Source organism: Microbulbifer hydrolyticus, from assembly GCF_009931115.1.
GTDB classification, from domain to species: Bacteria; Pseudomonadota; Gammaproteobacteria; order Pseudomonadales; family Cellvibrionaceae; genus Microbulbifer; species Microbulbifer hydrolyticus.
Map to the genome: position 1 here is coordinate 2,412,294 of NZ_CP047491.1, position 18,463 is coordinate 2,430,756.

The following is an 18,463-nucleotide window of genomic DNA, read 5'->3' on the forward strand; positions in this document are numbered from 1 at the left end:
AACAATATCGTTAAAACAATAACGGCAAACGCCATCCTCACACCAGCCGCTCGACGACATTGGTCTCAAGTGGAGATTGCCGCAATAGATATATTGTTATACTTTTATAACAACAATTACAATTAAAATAACAATCCCATCCAGTCACTGCCCGGGAGCAGCCAATGGAAACCACAAGCAAAACGGCCAAAGAACTCTACCTGGAAATCAAGGCGAACCCCGCGCGCAAGCGCTTCGGGTTCGGACGCAAGGCGGTGCTGGTCAATATCGACCCGCAGAAAGCCTACACTCGCACCGACCTGTTTAAGACTGCCTACGAAACCGACCCCAACCAGTTGCACTACATCAACGAGCTGGCCAAAAGCTTTCGCGCCAAGGGCTGGCCGGTGGTCTGGACCCATGTCGCGTACATGGATTCCGGCGAAGACGCCGGTATCTGGGGCACCCGCACCGACACTCCCGACTCGCTGCAGAATATCAAGTTCGATTCCACTCGCAGCGAATTCGATGACCGCCTGGAAATCGATCCCAAGCGCGATGTCATTTACTGCAAGAAAATGCCCAGTGCATTTTTTGAAACCCAGCTGCAGTCCCTGCTGGTGTGGCACCAGGTGGACACCGTCATCCTGACCGGCGGTTCTACTTCGGGTTGCATTCGCGCCACCGCGGTGGACAGCCTCTCCCGCGGCTATCGCACCATCGTTCCCGAGGAATGCGTGGCCGATAAACACGAGAGCTACCACTACGCCAACCTGACCGACCTCTCGCTGAAATACGCCGACGTGGTCGATTTGGCCGAGGTCTTCCAGTGGCTGGAGCGTGGCGAGTGATGACGGCCGAACACAAAGAAAAGCAACAGAAATCCGATCCCGGTTTCTACGACTACTGGCCCTATCACCAGCGGCCCAAATTGACCTGGCCGAACGGCGCAAAGGTCGCCTTCTGGGTCGCACCCAACATCGAGTTTTACGAATTGCATCCGCCGGCCAACCCGCACCGCAAGGCCTGGCCGCAACCCAATCCCGCGGTACCCGGTTACAGCATCCGTGATTACGGCAATCGCGTCGGCCATATGCGCCAGATGGCCGTACTGGACAAGTACGGTGTGCGCGGTTCCATTTCCCTGTCCACGGCGTTGTGCGACCACCATCCGGAAATCATCGAACTGTGCCGCGAGCGCAACTGGGAATTTTTCAGTCACGGGATATACAACACGCGCTACACCTACGGCATGTCCGCCGAGCAGGAGCGCGAGATGATCCGCGACTCCATGGAAAGTATTTATCGCCATACCGGCCAGAAGTGTGCCGGCTACCTGGCGCCCGCCCTGTCCCACTCGGAAGAAACGCTCGACCTGTTTGCCGAAGTGGGCACTGAGCTGTTCGGAAACGAGGCCGGTTTTTATACTTGTGACCTGTTCCACGATGACCAGCCCACGCCAATCAAACTGCGCAGTGGTAAACGATTCGTATCGGTGCCCTACTCGCTGGAAATGAACGACACCATCGCCTATGTGGTGAACAAGGTGGAACCGCGCCGCTACGGCCAGATGCTGAAAGACAATTTCGACCGTTTGTATCAGGAGGGGGCCGAGAGCGGCACCGTCATGTGCATTCCCACCCACAACTATCAGGTGAGCTGCCCGCACCGGTTGCGCGCGTTCGAGGAGGCTCTCGAATACATCACCGGGCACTCCGGCGTCTGGGTGACCACCGGCCGTGAAATTGCCGACTATTACCTGCAGCACTACTACGACACCGCGCGTGCGGATATTCAGGCCAAGAGCGCTTCCGCCCCCTCGCCATCGCCCAATGCAAAGGTAGCCACGCCATGAGCAAACAGAAAAATCTGGGGCCGGAACACCTGCAGTACCCCGAACGCCATTACGGCATGGACCACAACCATTATGACTGGCAGATGCTCAGCGAGCGGCCACCGGTAAAATGGAACGAGGGCAAACTCGCCTTGTGGGTGAATGTGAGCCTGCAGTTTTTCCCGCTCAACCAGCGCGGCTTTCCCTTCCCCCCAGCGGGCGGCATGACCATGCCCTACCCGGACCTGCGCCATTTTTCCCTGCGGGATTACGGCAACCGAGTGGGTGTGTACCGGGTATTGCGTGCACTGGATCGATACGGGGTGCGCCCGACGTTCGCGGTCAACGGCGAACTGGCACAGCGCACGCCCTACTTGATGGACCTGCTGCGCGAGCGCGGTGATGAAATTATTGCGCACGGCTGGAACATGGACAGCCCGCACTATGGTGGCCAGCCCCGCGACGAAGAGGCGCAGCTGATTGCAAGAACGCTGGATACACTGCGCGCGGCGACCGGCCAGGAAGTAACTGGCTGGCTAAGCCCCGGCAAGATCCACAGCGAAAACACCCCAGCACTGCTGGCCGCACACGGCGTGGAATATTTCTGCGACTGGGTCAACGATGACATGCCCTACCGCTTCCGCACAGACAGCGGCGAGCTCTGGGCCATGCCGCTCTCCACCGAACTGGAAGACCAGTTCATTTTGCGCAACAACCTGCACTCGGAAACCTCCTATGCGGAGCAGATTGAAGATGCCTGCCGTTTCCTGCTCGCGGAAGCGCGAGCACAGGGTGGGCGCATCCTCGCATTGAACATCCACCCATGGATGCTGGGGCAACCGCACCGAATCGGTTATCTGGAGCGCATTCTGGAATTCGTCACTGCGCAGCACGGCGTGTTCAGCGCACCGGCAGACGCCCTGCTAAAACAGTGCAAGCAGTCCGAGTGTGAGCCCGCCTGAGGCGCGGCTGGTATTTGACATAGAATGATATATCATTATGCGCTTTCCACCCGCTGAAGGACGTAATGCTATGGATGCCGTAAACACACTGTTCAGCAAGCAACAGCTGGAATCGCTCAGCGAAGAGTCGCACGCGCCGCTCTACTACCAGCTGTATGCCCTGCTGAAAAATGCGATTCTGAACGGAACCCTGGAGCGCGGCGACCAGATGCCCACCGAGCTTCAGCTGGCCGAGGCCTTCGGTGTTTCCCGCATTACCGCCAAACGCGCCATGGATGAACTGGCAGGCGAGAGCCTGGTGGAGCGTCGTCGCGGCAAGGGCACCCATGTTACCTATGAATACAAGCAGCAGCCGGTTAAAGCGCCCTTAGTAGGCATGCTGCAGGAAATCGAAAGTATGGCGCGGCACTCAGACGTGGGAGTGCGCACCTGCGAGATGCTGCAGCCACCAGCGGAGATTCGCGAAGAACTGGGGCTCGGCACTGGTGAAACCGCCCTGCTGCTGGAGCGTACCCGCTCCCGCGATGGCGCACCTTTCGGTTACTACGTCAGCTGGACCGCAGGACTGACTGGCAAGGTCTCCGCCAGGCAATTTGCCAAAACACCACGCCTGGAAATTTTCCGCAAACAGGGGCTGGAAATCACACACGTTACCCAGACACTGAGCGCCGAAGCCGCCACCAGTGAGAGCGCGCGCGAACTGGCCACCACCATTGGGGCACCGCTGCTCAGCCTGACCCGCCGCTCCTACAGCAGGGTCAACGGCAAGGAACAACTGGTGGATCTGATGCACGTGGTTTATCACCCGGACCGCTTCAAATACCAGATGGACCTGAAGGCCGAAGACATCTGACCCCGGTCAGGTTTCCGCGCTAATTGCATCCGTTGCCGGGACCATGGGGTGAGGCCAGAGTGCCTCCCCCGGCCAGCATCCCTGCAGGTTTTCAAGCTGTACAACCCATTCACTCCGCCCCTGCTGCCAGCGATATTCCCGTAACAGGCCGTTGGCCATGCCATAGATCGCGCCGCGATCGTACTGGCCGCCGACATACTCGTAGCAGTCCAGTATTTCCCCACCTTTCCGTGCGCACACCGCTTCCAGGAAACGCACTCGACGCTGCGAAAACTCCGGCACAAACAGCTTCCGTGGCTGCGATGGATCGTGAATCCAGGGCACCAGAACCTGCGCTTCGGCATTCTCCTGCACAGCCAGCGCGCCCAGCAGCTGCCCGGCGAAAATACGCAACAAAGGAAAATACAGCGCGCGCCCAACGGCAACACGTCGAGTGGACATTCCGGTGGCGCGATAAAGATAGCGACCGCTTGCAGGAGCGCTTTCTTCGGCCCGATAACTGGAGGCGGCAATTGTTTTCTGGCGATCGACGTCATGCCAGCGCAACACGCACTGTTTGATCCGCCCTTCACCAATCAGCGCACGGGCCGAAATCACGGCCGATAGCGCCGGAATCTCGCGCGTACTATGCAGTGCAAAGAGTTCGCCGACCTGGAAAAGCGACCAGCGCTCAAAAACCGGCACAGGAACCCCGTCGCACAGATAGGTATAGTCACCCTGAGCGATAGGTTGTACCGCTGCACAATCCCCCATCAACCCGCCTCTTTCACCGTGATCAACAATCGTTTGGTCGACTTGTGTGCGCGGCTGCGCAGCAGGTGCGTGTTGGCAGAGATCATTTTGTTGGCCGCCGCACGCGGGGCCAGAGAGGCAAGGGTCACCTCTCCGCGCTGCAGGGTTACCAGGGGATGGTTGATGTTGCCATCGAAGCGGCGCTCCTGCCACGGCTCCATCAGGGTAAACTCCCGTTCCAGACTTGCCACCATGCCCCCGCCCTTGCCTTTGACGGCGGCCAGACACACGCGATTTTCTGCAGCGCGCGCCGCCAACAGCAAGGGAAGATTTTCCCTGTGGCTCTCCACACCCAGCGCTTCCGCGCCCACCGGCATCAGCAGGCAATGTGCCCCACCCAGCGCTGCGATGCGCGCAAGCTCCGGATACCGGCAGTCATTCCCCGTCAAAATCGCAACTCGCCCCCAGGGCAAATCCAGTAACTGCAGCTCGCGGCCGGACGGCGGCAACCCCAGGTGACAGCGATGCAGTTGTGGCTGTGACAGGCGGCGACCATTACCGTCCAGCAAAACACCAAGGTGCTGCCAGCCGCTTTCAGCTTCTTCGATAATACTGGTACATACCTGGATATCCCTTTCCCGGCAAATTTCCAGCAACTGCGCTTCTGCTTCGCGGCAAAGCGCAGCGGTGCGCGACCAGTTTTTGGCTGCATCGCGCTGCGGGAAAACCGCCGGCAGCACGGCGAGCTGGATATTGTCCGGCAGTGCGCGCAACAGCGCGATGACCCGCTCGATCGCAGCCCCGCCTTCGCCCTGCGGATCCAGCAGGGCAATATCAATCCGCTCAGCCGCCTCTTCGGTGGGGTCTTCCGCGTCCATCTCGAGCCGCTGGTAGATCGCGGGACGCCGACGTGCCAGCGCCCCCAGGCTCGCCTGCAGGCGCGCTCCGCGCGCGGGGATTTCCGCAAGTACCACTTCTTCCTGCCCGCGCCTGCCGGCAATCACCGGCCGGCCATCGGGCCCGACCACCTGGCTCTCGCCAGCACCGTACAAAAGCGCTTGGGGAATTGCCGTCATCGCACTGACTTGCTGCAACTCCGCCTCCGGCACCAGCGGGCCGACCTTGTTCGCCGCCACCATAAACAGGCGATTTTCCGCCGCCCTGGCCCGCACGTGCAGGCTGGCCTCGTCAAACGCAAAAGAATTCAGAGAGTTACAGAGCAGGTCCGCCCCGGCCAGCGCCAGCCGTCTCGCGGGCTCAAAACTGATGCCGTCACGGCAGGCGATAAAGCCGATTTTGCCAAGCTCGGTCTCCACCAGTCCGCCGGCACACTTCGCTGGGCTGAAGAAATCGTTCTCGTGCCCCATCAAACTCTGCTTGTCCGCCTCGCCGAGCAGGGTTCCCTCAGGGCCATACAGCAGAGACGTCACCGTGATCAGCGGCCACTCGCGGCGCAGCGAAACATTGATCAGGATGTGGCTGCGGTAGCGGCGCGCGCGCTCGGCAATGGCTCCGAGAAAGGCGTCATCCAGTTCCACCGCGCAGTCCCACGCCTGCGCCCGATCGCGATACCAGGAAATGTGATTGCAGAATTCTGGCAGTACCATCAATTGCACACCGCCGGCCGCGGCGCGGTCAATCATGCGCAGGCAAGTACTGAGGTTGTGTGCGATATCGGTACCCGTGGCGAACTGCAGCGCGGCGATTCTTGGCATAGCTGACCCATCCGGTGATTGAGTGGAAAACCACAACAACATGAATTGTACTATTGTTATATCTTTATTACACTAGCCTCGACACAGCAAACGCGGCATCGGAAACTCGCAGCATGACAAACATCGTCATCACCGGCAGCACCAAAGGCATCGGCTTCGGCCTGGCGAAGGCATTCATCCAACGAGGCCACAAGGTCATCATCAGCGGGCGCAGTGACGACAGTGTCCGCGAGGCCCTGGAGCGGCTGCAAACGCCCGCCTGCAAATGCCAGGGATATGCCTGTGATACCGGTGACCGGCAACAGGTTGAAGCCCTGTGGCAGTATGGGCAGAACTCCCTCGGCGGTATCGATATCTGGGTAAACAACGCCGGCCTCGCCCGCACCGGCTGGTCAATTCTGGATATCCCACAGGATGAGATCGAGGCGATGGTGCACACCAACTTGATGGGCACGATCAACGGTTGCCGCGTGGCGGCCGCCGGCATGCGACAGCAGGGTCATGGAAAGATTTTCAATATGCTCGGTGGCGGCAGTGACGGCGAGTATTTCCCGGGTATGGGAATCTACGGCAGCACCAAACGCGGGCTGGACTACTTTACCGATGCCCTCGGCAAAGAATTGAAGAGTAGCGGCATACTGGTGGGCAAGATTCGCCCCGGCATGGTAGTAACCGAGGCCGCCATCCGCGACGCAAAGGCCAACCCGGAACGGTTTACCCGTTCGCGCAGGTTCATGAACAACCTGGTGGACCAGGTCGATACGGTTGCGACCTTTTTGGTCGAAAAAATGCTGAAGTGCAACAAGAGCGGCGAAAAAATCCGCTGGCTGACCGGTGGCAAAATGACGGCACGCCTGCTGGTGGGCATGGTCAAAAAGCGCGAAGACCAGTTCGCGCGCCACGGACTCTGAATACTCTGGGTAAATAATCAGAACAATAACCGGGAAGCATCCCCTACTGGCGAGGCGAACGACCATGGTGCAACCTAACTGGCTTGGCATCCAACTGGCTCCGGGTATTTCCCGCGGCAATTTCAACAGCTACCTGTTTGCCGTATTCATTTCGTCGGGTTATGCCGGCGCCCTGTCTGTGCTGCAGCCGGGACTTTTGCATGTTATGGGCATCGCGGCAGATACCCAGGCCATGCTCACGGGCTTCCTCAGTGCCCTGCAGGAGCTGGTGTTTATACTTCTACTGGGCACCGCGGGCGCGTTGTCCGATCGCATTGGACGCCGTCCGGTCTACGTATTCGGGCTTGCACTCACCGGGATCGGATTCGCGCTTTACCCCCACGCCAACTCCATTTCACAACTGGTTGCTTTCCGGCTGCTGGTCGCCGTCGGCAGCGCAGCCATGATCGGCATGATGGTGACGGTCGTGGCCGATTACGCAACCCAAGAGTCCCGCGGTCGCGCCAATGGTGTACAGGCGCTGATGGCGACCCTGGGCGCCTTCGTTCCTCCGGCACTGGCCAGCCTGCCGCGTGTATTCACCGGCCAAGGCTTCGATGAGCTGGCTGCGCAACAGTGGACCTTCGCCATCGGCGGCGCCCTCGGGCTGGTGGCTGCCGTCATTGCACTGGTGGGGCTCGCGCCGAAAATGCGCGACACCGCCAATGCCGCCAGAGAGTCCATCAAAAACACTCTGCGTGGCGGATTGCAGGCCGCGCGCGACCCCCAGACCGCACTGTCCTACGGAGCTGCGTTCATCTCGCGCGGCGATCTCGCGGTGACCGGAGCCTTTATCTCCCTGTGGTTGATACAGTACGGCACCCGTGAACTCGGACTCAGCGCGAGCGAGGCCATGTTCCAGCTGGCGGTCCCGCGGGTTCTGGCAACGGTTGCCGGCGCCCTGCTCGGGTCCATGCTGATGGGCGTGATCGCCGACCGCACGTCGCGCGTGACCGCCGTGGCCATGGCGTCCGGATTGGCAGCCGCAGTGTACGGTGCCGTCTTTCTGGTCTCAGACCCGACGGCCAATTGGGTCATCGGCCTGCTGTTTGTGATGGGTATCGCCGAGATCAGCGCCTTTGTCAGTAGCCAGGCGCTGGTGGGGCAGCAAGCGCCGGAAGCCTACCGCGGCGCAACCATCGGCTTCTTCGGGGTAGCCGGAGCCTTCGGCATCCTGCTCGGCACATCTGGCGGTGGTGTGTTGTTCGCAAAAATTTCGCCAAGTGCCCCATTTGTACTATTCGGCATACTCAATTTTGCGGTATTCCTGTGGAGCATGTGGCTTCGCAGTCGTCTCGACCAGGGAACCCCGACACCGACGCCGGTTCCAGAACACGTAATTTCAACCAGCCAATCGTGAGCTATGGACATGGAAAACGCACAAAACCTCACCAAAGAATTTGCCGCGCACCTGGGCGGCGATGACCATATCGACACCAGCGAGACCTTCGAGGCGGTGCTGGCGACCCGCGATGCCATTTGGGAGAAGATCCAGAACAGCCTTTCGCTGAAAGAGGACTTTCGCTGCGAAGACCTGCGCGCCTTCAACGACCTGAACGGTGAGCATGTCGGTCGTATGCGTACCTTTACCGGTGACGCCTCGCCGGTGGACTGGGTGATCCACTCCAATATCGGCACACCGCAGAAAACCTTTACCAACATCCACCTGACCATTTACATGGACGACAGTGTGGATGTTCCCCATCTGGGAATGGCGTTTGGCACACTGCCCGGAGCCTTTTTCTACATCGATCCGATGCCACGCTACGAACCACTGGCTTACCCGGATTACCTGCAGAAGTACCTCGCGCCGCTCAACAGCATTTACATGGAGCTGCAAGATGAACTGTTCGAGGCCGGTGTCAAACCGTTCAATGCCGCGATGCCGTTTATCCGCTCTTCGCTCTCTCCAGTAGCACTGGCCGGTGTGGTTCCGCTGGCATTTTATCGCAGCAAGGTCGAGCCCAAGATTTTTGCCTATGTCGATCACTGGCTGAGTCTGGTGCACGCGGCCAAGCCGGTGGAATCCGCGCAGGAACGCGCGCAACTGAAGCAACGCGACGAGCTTGTTCGCCGCAATATCGTCCACCTGGATCCGGCCAATCCGATCGCCGAGCGCCTCGTGGGCAAGCCCCTGGCCGACCGGCTGGTACGCATCCTGTGCGCCGAAGAACGCTCCTGATGGCGTCACACCCTCAGCACAAAGAGCCGCATCATGGGTGAACCACTGCATCGACTGCTGGCGAAAGACGCTGCACTCCCGGTACCCGGCATCTATGACGGGCTCAGCGCCCGGCTGGTGGAGCTAGCCGGCTTCGAGGCGGCGTTCCTGTCCGGTGCCTGCCTGTCGTTTGCGCGCTTCGGCCGTCCGGATATGGGGCTAGTCAGTGCCGCCGAAGTAGCGGAAACGGTGGCGGTGATCCGCGAGCGCACCGACCTCCCACTCATCGTGGATATGGATACCGGCTTCGGCAATGCCCTCAATGTCAGACGCACCGTCACCACCTTCGAACGCGCCGGAGCATCGGCGCTGCAGATGGAAGACCAGCTGATGCCAAAGCGCTGTGGACATATGCAGGGCAAGCAGGTGATCAGCAGCGGGGAAATGGTGGGCAAAATCCATGCGGCCCTGGACGCGCGGCGCAGTCGCGATACGCTGATCTTTGCGCGCACCGATGCCCTCGACGTACACGGGTTTGACGACGCCATGGAGCGGGCCGAACGCTACCTGGAAGCCGGCGCCGATGCCATTTTTATCGAGGCCCCGAAAACCGCCGAGCAGATGCGGATGATCGGCGCACAATTCGGTCACCGCACGCCGCTCATCCACAACCTGGTAGAGGGCGGTCATTCTCCGGTGCAGACATTGGAGGAGCTCCAGGCACTGCACTATCGCCTCGCCCTCTTCCCTGCCTCCCTGCTGCACCTGTTTATCCCGACTGCGCAGAACATGCTGGCTGAGTTGCGCCACAGTGGTCACCTCCAGGCCATGCGCAGCCAGATGATCGACCTCGCCGATGTCAACGGCCTGCTCGGTGCCGACGAACTGTTGGCGGCGAGCAGAGAATACCAATACGAATAAACGGTACCGATTTATGAACCGTGAATATCACTTGCCCGAACTCACCAATTTCATCGACGGGGCCTGTTCCGCACCGACCATCAACCGGGGGCAGTATCTCTGTGATGCCAACACCGGTGAACCGTTACAGGAACGGCGCAACAGCGACGACACGCAGGTATCCACGGCCCTGGAGGCAGCTGACCGCGTCCATCGCGAAGGTATCTGGGAGGCCATTCCCGCAGGGGAGCGCGCCACCCTGCTCGAAAATATCGCCGAAGAACTCGGCAGCGAGGAATACGCGGAGACCATCAGCACTGCCGACAGCCTCACCTCCGGTGCGGTGATCCGCACCACGCGCAAGATGGCGAACATACTGCCCCTGGTGTTTCGCGGCGCGGCCGCTTATCTGCGCCAGGGGCATCTGGATCGCAAGGTGCCAGGCCCCTGCGGAGCGGTGGAATACCTGCGACGCCCGTGGGGTCCGGCGCTGTTGATCGCGCCCTGGAATGGTCCCACCGCCATTGCTTCCCACAAGGTGGCAAGTGCGCTGGCCGCCGGCGCTCCATGTATTCTCAAACCCTCCGAATTTACTCCGCACTCGGCCATTATGATGGCGCGCGCCGCGCAGCGTGCCGGTCTGCCCGACGGCGTGTTCCAGCTGGTTCTCGGCGACCGCAGTGTGGGCGGCAAAATGGTGGAGGACCCGCGCATCAAGGCCGTCTCCTTTACCGGAGGCCTGGCCGGTGGGCGTGCCATTGCGCGCGCCTGCGCCGATGACTTTATCCCGACGCAGCTGGAGCTTGGCGGCAACAACCAACTGGTAGTGCTCGAAGATGCCGACCTGGATAAAGCCGCTACCGGTATTGTGTACGGTCTCACCAACCTCAATGGCCAGTGGTGCCGCGCATTGGGACGCCTGCTGGTCCACGAATCGGTCAAACACGCGCTGCTGGACAAGGTGCTGAGCCTGTTGTCCGGTTTCCGTCTCGGCCACTCCCTCGACGAATCGAGCGATATGGGCCCCTTGGTACACCGCGGTCATTTCGAACAGATACTGACAGACATCGAACGTCTGCAGTCGCATGGCGGCCAGCTACTTTCCTCCACCCCACTGCCCGACCTGCGCGGCAACTTCGTTGCGCCGACCCTGGTGGACGGCTGCCGACCGGACGACACCCGCGAGGAAATTTTCGGGCCGGTCGCGGCGGTGCACAGTTTCCGCGACGACAGCGAGGCACTGGCGCTGGCGAATGGCACTGACCTGGGGCTGGCAGGGTATGTGTACAGCGAGAACATAGAGCGGGCCTTCGCGTTTGCCCGGCGCATGCGCACAGGCGGAGTGAAGATCAACGGCTACAGCCTGCTCAGTATCGGGGAGGGAACGCCCCGCAGTGCCTGGGGGCTGTCGGGACTCGGCGAGGAAGGGCATGCCCAGTCCATCGAGTTTTTTACCGGGGCGCAAGTGATTGGGGTCTCACCACAGGATCCACTAGGGGGGCGCTGACGGCCCCCGCTCTCAAAGCGCTCGTATTCAATCCACCAGCGCGTTCAATCCACCAGCGCAATGTTTTCCAGCTGTTCCGGCTGTGCGATATCGATCACCGCCTTGGAAAACTTCGGCGGACCAAAACGCGGCACATGGCCGTTGGACAATCCCACCGGCTCTTTGGGTATACCGACGAAATTGCGATCCATTTTGCCATTGGCATTGTTATCATGATGCACGCTGATCGCATACTGGCCGTAAGGCAAGTTCAGATCCACCTCGAGCTTGCCGTCCTTGAGATTTTCAAGCGCCACCTCTTCCGCGAAAAACTTGGTCTCGCCGAGAAACGTGTCTTTTGAATCGTACACGGCGATATACAGCTTCCCCACCTGGGAATGGATGTTGGATACCGTCAGTTTCACATTGGCGGTCTCCGTATCAGCGATGGCCCTGCCACAGGTGAAAATTACAAACACACCAAGGCAAAAGCGGAGTAGTGGATTATTCATCGGTCAGCTCTCCTAAAAAACCGGAAACATTCCGGCACAGTTGATACGTGTATTCGACATACTCAGATGACTTCAGCTCCTTTCTCCAGCTGCAACCGGCGCCACGCATCTGCACGACCACCAGCAGTGGTGTCCAGCATGCCGCCGACCAGTTGACCCGCTGCCATCAATAGGGGCAGATCAATCCCGGTATCAAAGCCCATCTGCTCCAGCAGCATCACCACATCTTCACTGGCCACATTTCCAGTAGCGCCCGGCGCGAACGGGCAGCCGCCTATTCCCCCCACCGAACTGTCAAATTTGCGGATTCCCGTTTCGAGCGCGGCGTAAACATTTGCCAGCCCAAACGCACGGGTATCGTGAAAATGGCAGGCGAGGCGCTCGGTGCTGTACTCCCGCGCCAACGCACCCATCAAATTCCCAACCGCCATCGGCGTAGCCGCGCCGATGGTATCGGCGATGTTCACGTCCTGCGCGCCCATGGCGAACAGTCGGCCGGCAAGATCCAGCACCCTGCCCGGCTCGGTGGCGCCTTCGAACGGACAGTGCCAGGCCACGGCAATGCAGGTCACCACACGCACCCCATCCAATCGGGCCGCCGCGCAGATTTCGCGCGCCTGCGCCAGTGATTCCTCCACCGACATACGCACGTTGCGCTGATTCATCGTCTCGCTGGCGCACACCACCAGCACCACCGTCGTGGCACCGGCGCTGCGCGCCAGCTGATAGCCCTTGAGGTTCGGGACCAATACCTGGAAATCGATCCCCGCATCTACCGGCAGACCTGCCAGCACCGCATCGGTGCCAGCCATGGCCGGCACTGCCTTCGGGGATACAAAGGCCCCCGCTTCCACCGAGCGGACACCGGCGTTGATGAGCGCCTGAATCAACTGCACTCTCTGCGTCACCGTAAGCACCCTGGGCTGATTCTGCAAACCGTCCCTTGGGCCCACATCATTGATCAGTACTTTTTCCCGCATGACGTTTTCCCCTGTCACTTTACGCGGCGTCGCCGCTCTCCTTGAGCGCCTCGATATCGGTCTGGGCATAACCACACAGTTCGCTGAGGATCTGGTCGGTGTGCTGACCGATATGGGGCGCCGGCGAAAACGAGTCTTCATGCGTGCGCGACAGCTTGATCGGGTTGCCCGGTGCCTTGGTGGTTTTGCCATTAGGGTGAGCGATGTCCACCACCATATTGCGATGCAGTACCTGCGAATCGCTGAGGGCCCGCTCCAGATTGTTGATCGGCGCACAGGGAATCCGCTGCGCCTCGAGCTGCGCGAGCCAGGCGTCTGTCGTATCGGTGGCAAACACTTGCGCGAGCTTTGCGTCGATAAAATCCTTGTCCGCAAAGCGTCCGGGCTGCCCGTCGTATTTCGGGTCATCGAACTCGGGAACCTTCACCACCGGCTTCAGGTTCTGCCAGAAATTGTCGGTAATCACCGCGATGATGATGAACCCATCGGCAGTCGCGTAGCTGTTGTAGGGCACGTGCACGAAGTGTGCATTGCCGATGGGATACGGATTCTTGCCACTGAGGAAGAACATGGTGGCCATGTAGTTCAGCATGGAGACCTGACAATCCACCATGGAAATATCCACGTGCTGACCGCGACCGCTGCTGGCGCGCTCGGCAACGGCGGCGAGAATCCCCATAACCGCAAACATGCCACCACCGAGGTCGCCAATCGGAATACCTGCGCGCACCGGGTTGGCCGGATCGTCACCGGTAATCGACATACCGCCGCCATAGGCCTGGGCGACCTGGTCGAATGCCGGGCGCATGGCACCGGGGCCATCGGAACCGAAGCCGGACACACAGCAGGTGATGATGCGCGGGTTGATGTTACTCAGGGTGTCGTAATCGATGCCCAGCCGCTCCGGCACACCGGGACCAAAATTGCTGATCACCACATCCGCCTGCTTTACCAGATCGTAAAATACCTGGCGGCCGCGCTCACTTTTGAGGTTCAGTGCCACACTGCGCTTGTTGCGATTCAGCGTCAGGTAGTAAGCGCCAAAGCCGTCAATCGAATTTTCAGGGTCGTTGGCGAGCAGCTTGCGCGTGCCCTCCCCCGCCAGGGGCTCCACCTTGATCACATCCGCACCCAGGTCGGCGAGTATCATCGCGCCGTAGGGCCCGGACAGCATATGAGTCAGATCCAGTATTCGAATACCGCGCAGAGCCTTGTTCATTGGCCGCTCCTTCAAAATCAGCTATCGGGTGACAAATGGCCTATTGTTATAATATTAATCCTTTATCAGCGCTAGTGGTAGCTCTTAGCAACTGTTGCCGACCGATAAATTGGGGCGCCAAAAATAAAAAACCTGTGGCAGCACTGACTACCACAGGTCATAGCGATGATCGCACCAAAAATCAGATGGACTTGCCGGTCTCAGGATTCACCGGTGTCTTCCAGAACACATACATGAGGGCGAAATAGCCGACAAGAATCGCCGTTGCCGTCACTGGAAATTCGAGATAGAACACCCAGGGCTCCCGGAACAACTCCCACAATACCATCTGCTCTGGCAGGTACCAGAAGACACCACCCACGGCGATGGCGTAGCGAATTGCGAGGCCCGCCTCTTTCTGCTTGAACTGTTTGCCAATAATAATTGCAGACCAGATGGCAACTGCTGCAAAGGCGACATAGTTGCCGACATGATGCAGGCCGAGAATCCGCTCGTCGTTCACCACCAGCATCAGCGTGTACATAAACCAGTTGACGAAGAACAGCTCGGCCGCGGCCACCCGCGCATACTGCGGCTTGTAGCCCGCAGTGGGCTTGCCCGGCCGCAGGCCAAACAGTTTTCGCACCCACAGAATCAGGCGACAGCGCACATCCTTGTTCATTCCCATATAGATCATGAGCATGAAACAGAACAGTGTACTGCTCTGAAGAAAGACGTGCGCACCCATGAAGTACGGGCGCGGGATCGACTGATCACCAGCAAACAACGCAGCGAGATCTTCCTTCAACAGGTACTGGGATCCCGAGTCCGTCATGGCCAGGGCAAAATTGTTTTCTCCACCGATAAAGTGCAGGTACATTTCGAACCAGAATACCCAGATCAGAGATCCGCCCACAAAGCCCATCCAGGTGCCACGCACCTCATTCTGGTCCAGCCCCTTCCACACCAGCGCCAACCCCAGCAGGCCAACCACAAAGGCGACAGCATAAGAGACGGCCATTGGAATCCCGGCATAGATGAGGGTTACCAGGTAAATGTGGGCAATCATTTTTTCCAGCACGATCCAGGTAAGAGCCAAGAGCCCAAGGTAGGGCGCACCGTATATTCGGGACTTTGCGCTGGACGGAGTATCAATTGCGGCGACAGTCATTGCAGCTACCTCTTATTATTACTGCTGATTTTTTACTGCGGTTGGATTTATTTCAGGAACACCATGCAGGTAAATATCTGTCATGAAAGCTACCCGTCTTTGTATCGCTTAAATGCCCGCGACACAAGGTCGCGGGCATTCCTTTCAAGATCAGAACTTGTAGCTTACACGTAAGCCTGCTGTGCGAGGCTCCGGCAGAATAAGCTCGATCGTCTGAGGCGTTGTCGCACCACCCGGAAGGAATCCGTAATCGACGTTATTCAGTCCGAATTTAACCTTGTCGTCATCCAGCAGGTTGTTCACGTAGAACACCAGGTCCAGACTGTCGAAGCTCACACCGCCCTGGAAGTCCATCAGCCAGTAGGCTGGCAGCCAGGCATTGTTGCCCCGATCCAGATAGCGCTCTGATTCGTAGGTTCCCACCAGCTCGGTGAAGTAACCCGCACCGTTGGCAAACTCACCATCGTAACGAATGGACAATAGGCCAGCGTGCTTGGCGGAATTCAGGAACTGGGTACCGGAATAGTCCCCGTCCGCTGTCTGGGTCCACAACTTATCGAGAGTGCCCGCCCTGCCATGTTCCGCAATGGTAAAGTCGACAACTTCAGTGTCACTCAATACATAGTTGGCGACAAAGGTCCAATTCGCAGATGGACGATATATCGCGCTCAGCTCCATCCCCCGCAGTTCACTTTCACCCGCGTTGGCGACTGCAGCGTTACTCATGCCACTCTGCGGATCTGTAACAAAGTGGGAGATCTGCTGATTGGTGTAGTCGTACAGGTAGGCAGCACCATTCAGCTGCAGACGATTACTCAGGAGGTTGCTCTTGAAGCCAGCCTCGTACACCGAAAGCTCTTCCGGCTCGTATTCGCCAACGGAAATATCGCCATTGCCATCCGCTGTGGACATGCCACCAGGTTTGAAGCCTTCCGAATAGGAGGCGTATACCATCAGGCTGTCCATCGCCTGCCAGTCGAGGCCCACCCGCGGCACAAACGCGCTGTCTGTACGCGAATAGGTCTGGGCTTCGGGTTCTGTTGGCATGAATGTGACCGGATCAAGTACCGGCACACCCATTAAACCGTTGAATTGTGTGCTCAGCGGGATACTGCCGTACTTGATATCTTCCTCGAGATAGCGACCCTCGGCAGTCAAACGCCAGTTGTCCGTAAAGTTGTAATTGAGCGAGAAAGCCACAGAAACATGGTCAGTGTCGCGGCTCATGGGAATCGGCAGCGGCACAGGTGTTGTACGGTGATCCACCAGACCGAAACCGCCCATCCACTGATCCAGGTAAGCATCCCAGAATTCCTTGCTGACACCATCCCGCAGCCACCACTGCTGGTTCATCACCGTGTCCATGGACTCCGCCCAGTAGAGGGCACTCGCAAGCCAGTCCACTTTGCCGGCGGTACCGGTCAAACGGAATTCCTGACTGAGCTGCTCGACGTCAAAGCTGGTATCACTGTTGGAGTTCACACCGTACTGGGTGTATTCACCCGGAAACCCTGGGGGAACAAACATACCCGAGCCCGGGCCAAGTGATTCAACAGTGAAATTGGTGCGGTCAAAATCCGACTGGGTGCGGGAATCATTGTAGTTGACCCCTGTCAGCGACAGGAATTCAAACGCATCGGCTTTGTAATTCAACTCCAGTGAAGCGCGCGCACCGCGCACCTCGGTACCGGGAAAATCCTTACCGGTCAGCGGATTGGGTGAAAGGTCAATTTCACTTTCGTCTGCGCTCCCCAATTCCCCAACAAGAACTGCACCGCAGGCTGGCGTGCCCGGCGCGCTTACCATGTACTGATAGGCAGCAGTGGTAGCACAATCTGCAGCTGTGGTGCCGGTACCCGCTATCGCGCGCTTCTCGGCATTGGGACTTACGGAGCCCAGCAACGTGAAATCGTAGGGTGATGACCCGGTGTGCAGAATCGCCTGGCGCTGGACATTGGGACGCTGGGAATATTCAGCCTCGCTATATTCACCACGCATGTAGGCTGAGAACTTTTCCGTGGGCGTCCAGTTGACTGCGACCGCCACGCCGTCGGAATCGATTGTTCCCAAATCGCCCCCCGTGTTCGGGTTCTGGTAGTAGCCGTCAAATTCGGTCCTCGCCAGATTCAGTGACGCCGCGAGCACCCCCGGAACAATCGGCATGCTCCCACCCGCCTGCAACTTATTGTAACCGTGCTCGGTTAGGTCCATCGCCACACGGCTTTCCGCGGTATCACCCGGCCGCTTGGTGACATAATTCACCGCACCGGAAAAGGCGGAACGGCCATACACGGCACTCTGCGGCCCTTTGACGACTTCCACCCGCTCCAGATCAAACAGATCCAGATTGGGGCCGTTGCCGCTACCACCGGTAGTCAATGACTCGGAAGACACGTCCACACCATCAATCAACAGCGCCACATTGGAGCGCCCTCGTGTGTTCGAAAGGCCGCGCAGGGAAATACGCGTATCATTCGGCATCAGCCCGGTTTCAAAATCCAGGCCCGGGGTATAACGCGCGACGCCTTCCAGTCCAGCAATACCCTTTTCCTCAAGCTGTACCGAGGTAAGCACATCGACGGCCACCGGCACCGTCTGCAGCGACTCCTCGCGCTTGCGCGCGGTGACCATCACTTCCTCAATGGCAAAGTCGCCACCCCGCAAAGCATGGACTTCGCGATTATGTTCACTTTGTGCCACAGCGCCCTGCACAGATACCACGGCAGCGACGGCGATAGAAATTTGGTTTCGATTGAACATGGCCCCTCCGATTATTATTTTTCAGTCGCAGCGGTTGCTTTAGAAAAAAACTGCTGCTGTGTATCTGCCACATATGGACCATCATGCGGCACCACAAAAGATACTTTGCTATATCTTTATATCTTTATATCTTTATTTCCAGAGAGAGGCAACATTCAAGAGCTTATATACACGATGAAACTCTGTATTTTACGACGCTCCCGAGATCCAGAGCACATCTTTAACAGTAACAGTCCGAAACAAAAAAAGGCCTGTGGCAGCACATCGCCG

General features: G+C 58.8%; 16 protein-coding genes. 9 read left to right on the forward strand and 7 right to left on the reverse strand.

Annotated elements, in window-relative coordinates; all coding sequences use genetic code 11:
• Positions 1-164 precede the first annotated feature (164 nt).
• The 4 genes from GTQ55_RS10165 to GTQ55_RS10180 all read left to right on the forward strand — a co-directional run bounded on the left by GTQ55_RS10165 (position 165) and on the right by GTQ55_RS10180 (position 3,628).
• On the forward strand, positions 165-830 hold the full coding sequence (locus GTQ55_RS10165; protein WP_161858636.1) for an isochorismatase family protein: 666 nt from the start codon (positions 165-167) through the stop codon (positions 828-830).
• Positions 830-1,834: a polysaccharide deacetylase family protein gene (locus GTQ55_RS10170; protein WP_161860115.1), complete on the forward strand. Its 1,005-nt coding sequence runs from the start codon at positions 830-832 to the stop codon at positions 1,832-1,834. The genes GTQ55_RS10165 and GTQ55_RS10170 overlap by 1 nt, the downstream gene beginning before the upstream one ends.
• Positions 1,831-2,775, forward strand: coding sequence for a polysaccharide deacetylase family protein (locus tag GTQ55_RS10175; RefSeq protein ID WP_161858637.1), 945 nt, complete (start codon positions 1,831-1,833; stop codon positions 2,773-2,775). The genes GTQ55_RS10170 and GTQ55_RS10175 overlap by 4 nt, the downstream gene beginning before the upstream one ends.
• A 70-nt stretch (positions 2,776-2,845) precedes the next feature.
• Positions 2,846-3,628: a GntR family transcriptional regulator gene (locus tag GTQ55_RS10180; protein ID WP_161858638.1), complete on the forward strand. Its 783-nt coding sequence runs from the start codon at positions 2,846-2,848 to the stop codon at positions 3,626-3,628.
• A 6-nt stretch (positions 3,629-3,634) separates the two neighbouring features.
• On the opposite strand, the gene GTQ55_RS10185 is transcribed toward GTQ55_RS10180, so the two are convergent.
• Together GTQ55_RS10185 and GTQ55_RS10190 are read right to left on the reverse strand one after the other, a co-directional pair.
• Positions 3,635-4,381 carry a hypothetical protein gene (locus GTQ55_RS10185; RefSeq protein ID WP_161858639.1) on the reverse strand — a complete coding sequence of 249 codons (747 nt, stop codon included), beginning with the start codon at positions 4,379-4,381 and terminating at the stop codon, positions 3,635-3,637.
• The gene (locus tag GTQ55_RS10190; protein WP_161858640.1) at positions 4,381-6,075 is read right to left on the reverse strand and encodes a nitrilase-related carbon-nitrogen hydrolase; all 1,695 of its coding nucleotides are present in this window, start codon (positions 6,073-6,075) and stop codon (positions 4,381-4,383) included. The genes GTQ55_RS10185 and GTQ55_RS10190 overlap by 1 nt, the downstream gene beginning before the upstream one ends.
• Before the next feature lie 113 nt (positions 6,076-6,188).
• Here GTQ55_RS10190 and GTQ55_RS10195 point away from each other — a divergent pair, with 113 nt between their 5' ends.
• The 5 genes from GTQ55_RS10195 (at position 6,189) to GTQ55_RS10215 (ending at position 11,593) form a co-directional block, all read left to right on the forward strand.
• On the forward strand, positions 6,189-6,986 hold the full coding sequence (locus GTQ55_RS10195) for an SDR family NAD(P)-dependent oxidoreductase (RefSeq protein WP_161858641.1): 798 nt from the start codon (positions 6,189-6,191) through the stop codon (positions 6,984-6,986).
• 64 nt (positions 6,987-7,050) lie between these two features.
• Positions 7,051-8,385: an MFS transporter gene (locus tag GTQ55_RS10200; RefSeq protein WP_161858642.1), complete on the forward strand. Its 1,335-nt coding sequence runs from the start codon at positions 7,051-7,053 to the stop codon at positions 8,383-8,385.
• Positions 8,386-8,394: 9 nt separating this feature from the next.
• Positions 8,395-9,207 carry a hypothetical protein gene (locus tag GTQ55_RS10205; RefSeq protein ID WP_161858643.1) on the forward strand — a complete coding sequence of 271 codons (813 nt, stop codon included), beginning with the start codon at positions 8,395-8,397 and terminating at the stop codon, positions 9,205-9,207.
• Positions 9,208-9,240: 33 nt separating this feature from the next.
• Complete coding sequence (locus GTQ55_RS10210; protein WP_161858644.1) at positions 9,241-10,107, forward strand: isocitrate lyase/PEP mutase family protein; 867 nt, start codon at positions 9,241-9,243, stop codon at positions 10,105-10,107.
• A gap of 13 nt (positions 10,108-10,120) precedes the next feature.
• Positions 10,121-11,593: an aldehyde dehydrogenase family protein gene (locus GTQ55_RS10215; RefSeq protein WP_161858645.1), complete on the forward strand. Its 1,473-nt coding sequence runs from the start codon at positions 10,121-10,123 to the stop codon at positions 11,591-11,593.
• 44 nt (positions 11,594-11,637) lie between these two features.
• On the opposite strand, the gene GTQ55_RS10220 is transcribed toward GTQ55_RS10215, so the two are convergent.
• The 5 genes from GTQ55_RS10220 to GTQ55_RS10240 all read right to left on the reverse strand — a co-directional run bounded on the left by GTQ55_RS10220 (position 11,638) and on the right by GTQ55_RS10240 (position 18,193).
• A complete protein-coding gene (locus tag GTQ55_RS10220) occupies positions 11,638-12,084 on the reverse strand; it encodes a DUF2141 domain-containing protein (RefSeq protein WP_161858646.1) in 447 nt (148 codons plus the stop codon).
• Between the two features lie 62 nt (positions 12,085-12,146).
• Positions 12,147-13,064 (reverse strand): hydroxymethylglutaryl-CoA lyase, encoded by a 918-nt coding sequence (locus tag GTQ55_RS10225; protein ID WP_161858647.1) that lies wholly within the window; start codon positions 13,062-13,064, stop codon positions 12,147-12,149.
• Positions 13,065-13,083: 19 nt separating this feature from the next.
• Entirely contained in the window at positions 13,084-14,283 is a 1,200-nt protein-coding gene (locus tag GTQ55_RS10230; RefSeq protein WP_161858648.1) for a CaiB/BaiF CoA transferase family protein, read from the reverse strand.
• Between the two features lie 181 nt (positions 14,284-14,464).
• Positions 14,465-15,433, reverse strand: coding sequence for a hypothetical protein (locus GTQ55_RS10235; protein WP_161858649.1), 969 nt, complete (start codon positions 15,431-15,433; stop codon positions 14,465-14,467).
• Between the two features lie 150 nt (positions 15,434-15,583).
• Complete coding sequence (locus GTQ55_RS10240; protein ID WP_161858650.1) at positions 15,584-18,193, reverse strand: TonB-dependent receptor; 2,610 nt, start codon at positions 18,191-18,193, stop codon at positions 15,584-15,586.
• Between the last annotated feature and the right edge of the window lie 270 nt (positions 18,194-18,463).

Coding starts and splice junctions, on each gene's coding strand:
- GTQ55_RS10200 (WP_161858642.1), top strand. CDS start 7,051: ATGGTGCAACCTAACTGGCTTGGCATCCAACTGGCTCCGGGTATTTCC.
- GTQ55_RS10210 (WP_161858644.1), top strand. CDS start 9,241: ATGGGTGAACCACTGCATCGACTGCTGGCGAAAGACGCTGCACTCCCG.
- GTQ55_RS10165 (WP_161858636.1), top strand. CDS start 165: ATGGAAACCACAAGCAAAACGGCCAAAGAACTCTACCTGGAAATCAAG.
- GTQ55_RS10190 (WP_161858640.1), bottom strand. CDS start 6,075: ATGCCAAGAATCGCCGCGCTGCAGTTCGCCACGGGTACCGATATCGCA.
- GTQ55_RS10170 (WP_161860115.1), top strand. CDS start 830: ATGACGGCCGAACACAAAGAAAAGCAACAGAAATCCGATCCCGGTTTC.
- GTQ55_RS10225 (WP_161858647.1), bottom strand. CDS start 13,064: ATGCGGGAAAAAGTACTGATCAATGATGTGGGCCCAAGGGACGGTTTG.
- GTQ55_RS10235 (WP_161858649.1), bottom strand. CDS start 15,433: ATGACTGTCGCCGCAATTGATACTCCGTCCAGCGCAAAGTCCCGAATA.
- GTQ55_RS10195 (WP_161858641.1), top strand. CDS start 6,189: ATGACAAACATCGTCATCACCGGCAGCACCAAAGGCATCGGCTTCGGC.
- GTQ55_RS10240 (WP_161858650.1), bottom strand. CDS start 18,193: ATGTTCAATCGAAACCAAATTTCTATCGCCGTCGCTGCCGTGGTATCT.
- GTQ55_RS10220 (WP_161858646.1), bottom strand. CDS start 12,084: ATGAATAATCCACTACTCCGCTTTTGCCTTGGTGTGTTTGTAATTTTC.
- GTQ55_RS10205 (WP_161858643.1), top strand. CDS start 8,395: ATGGAAAACGCACAAAACCTCACCAAAGAATTTGCCGCGCACCTGGGC.
- GTQ55_RS10215 (WP_161858645.1), top strand. CDS start 10,121: ATGAACCGTGAATATCACTTGCCCGAACTCACCAATTTCATCGACGGG.
- GTQ55_RS10180 (WP_161858638.1), top strand. CDS start 2,846: ATGGATGCCGTAAACACACTGTTCAGCAAGCAACAGCTGGAATCGCTC.
- GTQ55_RS10185 (WP_161858639.1), bottom strand. CDS start 4,381: ATGGGGGATTGTGCAGCGGTACAACCTATCGCTCAGGGTGACTATACC.
- GTQ55_RS10175 (WP_161858637.1), top strand. CDS start 1,831: ATGAGCAAACAGAAAAATCTGGGGCCGGAACACCTGCAGTACCCCGAA.
- GTQ55_RS10230 (WP_161858648.1), bottom strand. CDS start 14,283: ATGAACAAGGCTCTGCGCGGTATTCGAATACTGGATCTGACTCATATG.